General features: G+C 71.9%; 2 protein-coding genes. One reads left to right on the forward strand and one right to left on the reverse strand.

Annotation, left to right across the window (positions count from 1 at the left end; genetic code table 11):
• Positions 1–1,171: 1,171 nt before the first annotated feature.
• Entirely contained in the window at positions 1,172–1,831 is a 660-nt protein-coding gene (gene nth, locus D1643_RS09165) for an endonuclease III (protein WP_160710330.1), read from the reverse strand.
• A gap of 288 nt (positions 1,832–2,119) precedes the next feature.
• Between nth and mfd the strand changes: the two genes are divergently transcribed.
• Positions 2,120–6,416 (forward strand): transcription-repair coupling factor (mfd, locus tag D1643_RS09170; protein WP_236643513.1); only part of this gene is annotated, 4,297 nt, incomplete at its 3' end.

Below are 6,416 nucleotides of genomic sequence, written 5' to 3' on the forward strand. Positions count from 1 at the left end.
TCCTGGCCAATTTAGGCACGGTTTACGCTGTTCTGGGGGTACGGTGGCGCAAGCGGCCGTTTGCGACCTGGGGAAACGCTGGCGCGGGGACGCCGGATGGCCTTCAGGTTGCGTAAACCGTAGGGAAATTGGCCAGAAACCGCGGAGGAGCCCCGGCGACTGCGGCTGTGTCAAGCGCGTGGCTTATCGGCTGACGTGTCGGCTGCGGCGCGGGGGGCGACTTGGGGGTGGGTGTGGCGAGGCGCGTCGGGACGGGTGGAGGTGGTCGGCCCTGCGAGCGGTTCGTGTTAGATGCGGGAGACTTTTGCTGGCGGCTTTCGGGCGCGCGGGCAGTTTGGCAGGTGCGGGACGGAGGTGGAGGCCTGTTTGCGCTGGTTGGTAGGGACCGGCGCCTCGAATGCGCGGCAAGCAGGCGGCGCGGGACGGGCGGAGGCGGGTTCCTGGCCAATTTCCCTACGGTTTACGCTGTTCTGGGGGCACGGCGGCGCAAGCGGCCGTTTGCGACCTGGGGAAACGCTGGCGCGGGGACGCCGGACGGCCTTCAGGTTGCGTAAACCGTAGGGAAATTGGCCAGAAACCTTTTTGGCGGCCCCTGGGCGGCCGCGTCTCCCGGCGACGGCCTGCGGAGGCGCCGGCGGCCGGTGGGGCGGGGGTTCTCGGTTGAGGAAGGGCCTGGGAGGCCGGGGCGCTCGGGCGCAGTCGGCTCTGCCAGGGGCTCGCGGCTGGGCGCAGTCGGTTCTGCCAGGGGCTCGCGGCTGGGCGCGGGCGACCTTTGCCGGCGGTCCGCGGTAGGTCGATGGTACAGTCGGACGCATCGCGACGGAGTGATGGTAGGGCCAGGTGAGGGCCGTCCTCTAGCCTTGGCAGCGACTTGCGGGCACGCGGCCGAGGGCGGGCTGCGCGCGAAGCGCCGGTGACCGCGAAGGGTGTGGTCGGCGCGCTCTGAGGCAGCGGCGCCCGCGCGGGGGCGGCCGTGCCCCGCGTGCCGTCAGACCGCACGGCCTTTGCCGGGCAGCGCGCAGGGTGCGGTCACCTGCGTTCGGCAGCCGCTCTACTGCGGGCGCCGTTCACGAGCGCCCATGCTGCCGGCAGTCGAGGCGCGCGCGGACGATCCGCTTTCCACCCGGGTAGAGCCGTTCGCGAGCGCCCATGCCGCCGGCAGCCGGAACCGCTACCAGCGGCCGCGGGTGGGGCAGAGGTCGCCGACGATGCAGTCGGCGCAGCGGGGGTTGCGGGCGCGGCAGAACTCCCGACCGAAGTGCACCCACTGGTGGTTGATGTAGCCCCACTGGTCGTGCGGGTACACCTTGAGCAGGATGTCCTCCACCTTCTGCGGCGTGTCGGCCGAGGGGCCGGCCAGCTTCAGGCGGTGGGCGATGCGGAAGACGTGGGTGTCCACGGCGATGCCCTGCGGGTCCTTGAAGGCCTCGCACATGACGCAGTTGGCCGTCTTGCGGCCGACGCCCGGCAGCTTCTGGAGCAGGTCCACGTCGGCGGGAACCTCGCCGCCGAAGTCGGCCATCACCGTCTGCGCGAGCGCCACGAGGTTCTTGGCCTTGCTGCGGAAGAACCCGAGCGAGCGGATGAGCTCGGCCACGTCGGCCGGGTCGGCCTGGGCCAGGGCTGCCGGCGTGGGATAGGCGGCGAACAGCGCCGGGGTGGCCTTGTTCACGGCCGCGTCGGTGCATTGGGCCGAGAGCACCACGGCGACGGTCAGCTCGAAGGGCGTGCGGTAGTCAAGCGACGCCTCGCCGAGGCCGTAGTGGTCGAACATGCGCTCCTCGATGAGCGCGGCGCGCTCGCGCTTGGAGGCGAGGGACTCGCGGGCCATGGGGCACCTCCCATCCGGTGGTCAACAGGCGGCCGACGCACGGGGCGCAGCCGCACCTGATTATAGTAGACTTGGCGATGCGGCTGCGCGATCGTGAGTCTGCCCCGCCGCCGGCTGCGGCGCGGAAGGGGCTCTCCGATTCGCTGAGCCGCGCTTTCAGCATCTGCGCCGCGGTGATCCCGCGGCTTTTCGCGTTGCCCGGGCGTCTGGCTCGGCAGCTCGGCTCGTCGCGGGGCGCCCCCGCGCGTGCTGAGCTGCCGGGGGGCTGCGGGCTCTAAGGAGGGCGCCATGCTCATCGACTCGCTCACGTTCGCGCTGGAGAGGTCCGGCTGCCTGGACGCGTTCTGGGGCAAGCTCGACGCGGGCGAGGACGCGACGCTGGGGGTGGCTGCCTCGGCGCGTCCCTTCCTCGTGGCCGCGCGCTTCGCCCATCGTCCTCAGCCGACGCTCGTCGTGGTGGCCGGCGAGGACGCGGCCGTCGCCTTCGCGCGCAACGTGGCCGCCTACGTGGGGGACGAGCGCGTGCTGCGCTTTCCCGAGCGCACCGACCACCCCTTCGCGCCCAAGCCGGCCGACCCGCGCCAGGTGGCCCGCCGCATGGAGGCGGCCCATGCCCTGCAGGCGGGGCGGCCCTGCGTGGTGGTGGCAAGCGCCCGGGCGCTTTCGCGCTGTCTGCTGCCGGCTGCCGAGCACATCGCCGATCCGCTCGTCTTCCGCGCGGGGGAGGAGCTGGCGGAGGCTGGCAACCCGGGCGTGGAGGAGATGGGGGACGTGGCCCGCGCACTCGAGGCCCGTGGCTACGCCAACACCGGAGAGCTGGACGGGCCGGGCACCTTCGCCGTGCGCGGCGGCACCATCGACGTGTTTCCGGGCAACCTGGTCTATCCGGTGCGGCTCGACTTCTTCGGCGACGAGGTGGACGAGATCCGGCGCATCGTGCCTTCCACGGGGCAGACCATCCAGGCCCTCGGCGAGGTGGCAATCTACCCGGTGTCGGAGCTTCCCGTCACCGAGGCTGTGCTGCGCCGGGCGCGCCGCGCCCTCGAGACTCCGGCGCTCACCAACCCGGCCCTGCGCGCCATCCTGGAGAACCTCGAGGGCGGCCTGCGCTTCGACGGCGTTGACGCGGTGCTGCCCTACCTGACCAAGCGCACCGTCACGCTCGGCGACTACGCGGCCCCCGGCACGCTCACCGTGCTCGTGGAGCCGCGCTCGCTCTTCGACGATGCGGCCCATGCCTACGAGGAGCTGGCGGCGCGGGCGAAGGGGACGGGCATCGCGCTGGCGGGGCTCTACGCCGAGCCGACGGCCCTCGACTTCGGCGACGAGCTGCGCGCCACCTACGTGTCCATCATGCGCGTGGGCGGCGCCATCGACGATGAGCTGCCCGTGAAGCGCGCGGACGTGGCGGGTGCGCCGGACAAGCTGTTCGGCAGGCTCACGAGCCTCGTCCAGGCCGACTACACGGTGGTGTTCAGCGTGCCGAACTACCGCGCGCGTGAGGACATGAAGCTCGCGCTCGTCGATCGCGGCCTGCCCATCCAGGAGCGGCTTGACCTGGCCCTTGGCGAGGCGGGGCCCGACGGGGACGTCGCGGCGGGCGTCCCGGGCGCGGAGGAGGCCGAGGCCGTGGGCAGAACCGGCGCGCCGGCGCGTCGGGTGCTTGACGCGCCCGAGCGGCGCGTGGGCGACGAGGGGCTCGGAGCGGGGGAGGCCGACGCACACGGCGGGGCCGTCGCGCGCCGACGGCTGCGGCGCGGGGTGGTCAACATCGTGGACGTGGACGTTCCCCTGGGGATGATCATTCCCAAGGCGCGCCTGGCCCTCATCGCGCTTTCCGACACCCAGGGCGCCCAGACGGCCGCCCGGGAGCGGCGTGCCGTGGACATCACCGAGATCACCTTCCCCTACAAGCCGGGCGACTACGTGGTGCATGCCGCCCATGGCGTCGCGCTGTTCAAGGATCTCGTGCGCCGCGAGGTGGATGGCACCGAGCGTGACTACCTGCTGCTCGAGTACGCCGAGGGCGATAAGCTGTTCGTGCCGGTGGAGCAGCTCGACCGCGTGACGCGCTATGTGGGGCCTGAGGGGGCGAGTCCGCGACTGACCAGGCTCAACACCTCCGACTGGTCGCGTGCGCTCGCCAAGGCGCGCAAGGCGACGAAGAAGCTCGCCTTCGATCTGGTGGATGTCTACGCGCGCCGTGCCGCCACCCAGGGCTACCGCTTCGGCGCCGACACGCCGGCCCAGCGCGAGATGGAGGAGGCGTTCCCCTACACCGAGACGCCCGACCAGCTCTCGGCCATCGCCGACGTGAAGGCCGACATGGCCTCGTCTAAGCCGATGGACCGCCTCATCTGCGGCGATGTGGGCTTCGGCAAGACCGAGGTGGCCCTGCGCGCGGCGTTCAAGGCTACCCAAGACGGCAAGCAGGTGATGGTGCTGTGCCCCACCACCATCCTCGCGCAGCAGCACTACGTCAACTTCCGCGAGCGCTTCGAGCCCTTCGACGTGGACGTGGAGGTGCTCTCACGCTTCCGCACGCCCGAGCAGCAGGCCGCGGCCCTCAAGGGCTTCGCGGAGGGGACGGTGCAGGTGCTCGTGGGCACGCACCGCCTGCTCTCGCGTGACGTGAACCCCCATGACCTGGGGCTGGTCATCATCGACGAGGAGCAGCGCTTCGGCGTGGGGCACAAGGAGCAGCTGAAGAACCTGCGCGAGTCCATCGACGTGCTGACGCTGTCGGCCACGCCCATCCCGCGCACCATGCAGATGTCGCTGTCGGGGGTGCGCGACATGAGCCTCATCCTCACGCCGCCTGACGAGCGGCGGCCTGTGAAGGTGCACGTGGGCGAGTGGGATCCCGACGTGGTGAGCGCCGCCATCCGCTTTGAGCTGGCGCGTGACGGGCAGGTGTACTACGTGTCCAACCGCGTGCGCTCCATCGACGACGCGGTGGCGCGCGTGCATGCTGCCGCCGGCGAGGCGCGGGTGGGCGTGGCTCACGGGCAGATGTCGAAGGAGGAGCTCGAGCGCGTGATGGAGGAGTTCGCCGCCGGTGAGCTCGACGTGCTGGTGGCCACCACCATCATCGAGAGCGGCATCGACAACCCGCACACCAACACGCTCATCATCGAGGACGCGCAGCGCCTGGGGCTGGCGCAGATGTACCAGCTCAAGGGCCGCGTGGGACGCTCGTCGGCCCAGGCGTACGCCTACTTCATGTTCCCCGAGAACGTGCCGCTCACCGAGGAGGCCATGGCGCGCCTGACGGCCATCGACGAGCACCAAGACCTCGGCAGCGGCATGCGCATCGCCATGCGCGACCTGGAGATACGCGGCGCGGGCAGCCTGCTTGGCGCCGAGCAGTCCGGCAACATGTCGGCGGTGGGCTTCGACCTGTTCGCGCAGATGCTCGCCCAGGCCGTGGCCGCCACGCGTGAGGGCGACGGCGCGGTGGACGGGCTGCCCCCGGCGCTGTCGGACATCGCGGTGAACGTGCCGGGGCACACCTACCTGCCTGAGGAGTACCTCCCCGATGCCGACGAGCGCGTGCTGTGGTACCGCCGCATCGCCTCGGCGGGGACCGTGGGGGCCGTGGACGCCCTCGAGGCCGACTTGGAGGCGAAGCGGCCCGATATGCCGGCTGCCGCTCGCAACCTCATGGCGAAGGCGCGCATCCGGGCCTTCGCGGCCGAGCACGGCATCCGCGTGGTGTCGGTGACGGGCGGTAAGCTGGTGGTGGAGCCCATCGCGCTGCCGCGCGAGGCGCTCACGCCGCTGCACCGCGCCGGCGGCCGCTATGTGGCCGACCGCCGCAAGCTCACGCTGCCCGTGCGCCACTTCAAGCTCGACGAGCGCGACAACCTGCTGGCTCCCGTGGCGCGCTACCTGGCCGAACTGGTGGGGGAAGCCGGGGAGGCGACGGGCACCGGGGCTGACGCGGGCGCAGGGGACGGCGCCGGTGTCGCAATGTCGTGCGATAAGGGAACAAGTGTTTCACGTGAAACACGGGAAGGCAGAGAGCGGAAGTCGGGCGCAGGGGCGCGGGGCGCGGGTGCTGGTGCGGACGTGCGCGGGTCGCGGGGCGCCGCTGGGTCGGATGGGCGCGGGCCGCGGGGTGCGACGGCGAAGGCCGCGGGCGCGGGCGCAGGGGACGGCGCCGGTGTCGCAATGTCGTGCGATAAGGGAACAAGTGTTTCACGTGAAACACGGGAAAGCGGAGAGCGGAAGTCGGGCGCAGGGGCGCGGGGCGCTGGCGCGGGCGCGTCTGGCGCGAAGGCGGGGGAGACCGGCCGGGCGAGCTACGCGCGAGGGCGGACGACGGGGACGAGCAGCGTGGTGCGCACATCGCACGCGTCGGCCATTCCTCGTGACGGATTGGGAAGCGCGGGCGTGGGAAGCGCGGCGCGCAAGGGCGGAACAGATGTTTCACGTGAAACATCCGCGTCGAGCGGCGCGACCAGCGCGGGCGACGCGGCTGCGGCGAGCGGAACGCGGAGCGGCGGAAGGGTAGCCGGCGGGCGTGCCGGGCGGCGCGCCATCACCGAGGCCCGCGGCGAGGCGGCCCGCGAGCGCCTGGCCG

This window comes from Enterorhabdus sp. P55 (assembly GCF_009911695.1).
Classification (GTDB): domain Bacteria; phylum Actinomycetota; class Coriobacteriia; order Coriobacteriales; family Eggerthellaceae; genus Enterorhabdus.

What these genes read in the sequence shown, in the direction of transcription:
- nth (WP_160710330.1), bottom strand. Translation starts at nt 1,831, where the DNA reads ATGGCCCGCGAGTCCCTCGCCTCCAAGCGCGAGCGCGCCGCGCTCATC.